Raw genomic sequence first — 2,020 nt, 5'->3', positions numbered from 1 at the left:
TCCACGCCCAAAGGGAAGCGGGTGAAGCTTATATCACCTCCCAGAAACAGGAAGGATGGGTTCTGGTGCCAGACGAGTACGACGATGGCGGCTTTTCCGGTGGCAATATGGAACGGCCTGCACTTCAGCGACTGATGCAAGATGTGGAAGCCGGAAAGATTGATGTGGTGGTGGTTTATAAAGTGGATCGCCTCTCAAGGTCGCTGGCTGACTTTGCCCGGCTGGTGGAGGTGTTCGACAGGCATAAAGTATCCTTCGTCGCTGTCACCCAGCAGTTTAATACCACCAGCAGCATGGGACGACTGACGCTTAATATTCTATTGTCCTTTGCCCAGTTTGAAAGAGAAGTCACTGGGGAGCGCATCAGAGACAAGTTTCTGCTCTCCAAGAAGAAGGGTAAATGGATGGGTGGGACGCCACCGCTGGGCTATGACGTGGTGGATCGCAAGCTTATCCCCAATGAAGGAGAGGCGGTGATTATTCGGGAGATCTTCAAGATCTTTATTGAAACCCGCTCACAAGTTGAAACCGCCGAACGGATTAATGAAATGGGCTTCCGAACCAAGCGATTGCCACGCAAAGGTGGCCAAGTGGTCGGAAGCAAGAAGTTCACCCGCACCGCCATCTACAAACTACTTAAGAGCCGCCTCTATAAAGGTGAGATCGGCCACAAGGGTGAATGGTATCCGGGTGAGCATAAAGCCCTTATCAAACCTGAGGTCTGGGCGAAGGTAGAGACCATTCTCCAGAGCAACAGCTCGGGCCGCCAGACAGACAGCCGACACAGGCACAGTCCTTCGTTTCTGCGGGGTTTTCTGTTCGGACCGGAGCAGGAAGCCCTGATACCCACGGCCACCCGCAGCAAGGGCAAACTGCACCGCTACTACGTCAGTAGCGTGGCCCGGAGGCACGGCCACAAACATTCACCCCTGCCTACCTTGCCCGCGAAGGAAATCGAGTTTTTGGTGGTGGAAAATCTACGGGATTTACTGAAGCAGCCAGAGATTATTTTCACCACGTGGCAGATGCTGACGGATCAGGAAACGTTCAATGAAGATCAGGTCAGGGAAGCCCTGAACGACCTGTCGGATATCTGGAATCTTCTGTTTCCCCAAGAACAGCGCCGTTTAATGAAACTGCTGGTCAACCGAATAGACGTCCATCAGCAGGGTATTGAGATTCGGTTCCACCAGGAAGGGATACCCACCATCACCCATGAGTTACAAGGAGAAGTGACATGGCCATAAAAGTAACCGGCAAAGCGACCCGCACCTATCTCGAAGATGAGAACTGTATTCTGGTGCATATCCCCATCAAGTTCATCAACCGCAAGGGCAAGAGCCAGGTCACCACACCAGATGGTCGTCCGGCACTGGAAGAGGCCGATCCGGCTTTGAGAAATGCTCTGGTCAGGGCGCATCGGTGGTTGAAGGCATTGGAAACAGGAAAAGAGAAGCACCTGAAAGTGCTGGCTAAAAAGGAAGGAATCAACAGCGAAAGCTATGCTTCGAAAATCCTCCGGCTGACCACTCTGTCGTCAGAGATTCAGGAAGCCATTATTGATGGTCGCAGCCTGGGAGGTTTGGTACTGGCTGATTTTATGAAGCCTTTTCCACTCTTGTGGTCGGAGCAGAAGAAGGCATTGGGTATACCGGAGGATTGATGTACTCCCTCCTTTTTACCCCTCGATTTTTAATCATAAAGTTCGCCGACCGTCCCCCACACATATCGCTAATAAAGTGCAAACCCAACACCCGTCCAAACAACCTAAAACCACTGATAACCAACTGTTTTTAAAGGGAAAATCAAAGTACGCACAAGAATTTTGAAAAGTGCGAATTTAAGAGAAGAGAAAGAGAAAAAAGCACCAAAATGGCCAAAAATGGGCATTTTTACGGTTTTTGCCAGTGCGGAAATTAAACGACCAAAAAATAATAAAAGGCGAGACAGGCATTACAAAAGCCACCCCCAAAACGACAAAAAGCCCTATAAAAATAGGGCTTTCTGAAGATGGCGCGCT

3 protein-coding genes are annotated in these 2,020 nt (G+C 50.3%); 2 read left to right on the top strand and 1 reads right to left on the bottom strand.

The window, feature by feature from the left end; translation table 11 throughout:
- Both KDK19_RS05065 and KDK19_RS05060 read left to right on the top strand, forming a co-directional pair.
- A partial coding sequence (locus tag KDK19_RS05065) for a recombinase family protein (protein ID WP_257291479.1) occupies positions 1-1,247 on the top strand: 1,247 nt, incomplete at its 5' end.
- The gene (locus tag KDK19_RS05060; protein WP_257254744.1) at positions 1,238-1,663 is read left to right on the top strand and encodes a hypothetical protein; all 426 of its coding nucleotides are present in this window, start codon (positions 1,238-1,240) and stop codon (positions 1,661-1,663) included. The genes KDK19_RS05065 and KDK19_RS05060, both read left to right, overlap by 10 nt.
- Positions 1,664-1,840: 177 nt before the next feature.
- Here the strand turns inward: KDK19_RS05060 and KDK19_RS05055 are convergent.
- Positions 1,841-2,020 (bottom strand): hypothetical protein (locus tag KDK19_RS05055; protein ID WP_257254745.1); only part of this gene is annotated, 180 nt, incomplete at its 5' end.

This window comes from Endozoicomonas sp. ONNA1 (assembly GCF_024606325.1).
In the GTDB taxonomy this organism is placed as follows: domain Bacteria; phylum Pseudomonadota; class Gammaproteobacteria; order Pseudomonadales; family Endozoicomonadaceae; genus Endozoicomonas_A.
Note: the sequence above shows the minus strand (reverse complement) of the source record. Positions and strands in the feature narration are given on the sequence as shown.

Excerpts from the sequence above, each read along its gene's own strand:
- KDK19_RS05060 (WP_257254744.1), top strand. The coding sequence starts at position 1,238 with ATGGCCATAAAAGTAACCGGCAAAGCGACCCGCACCTATCTCGAAGAT.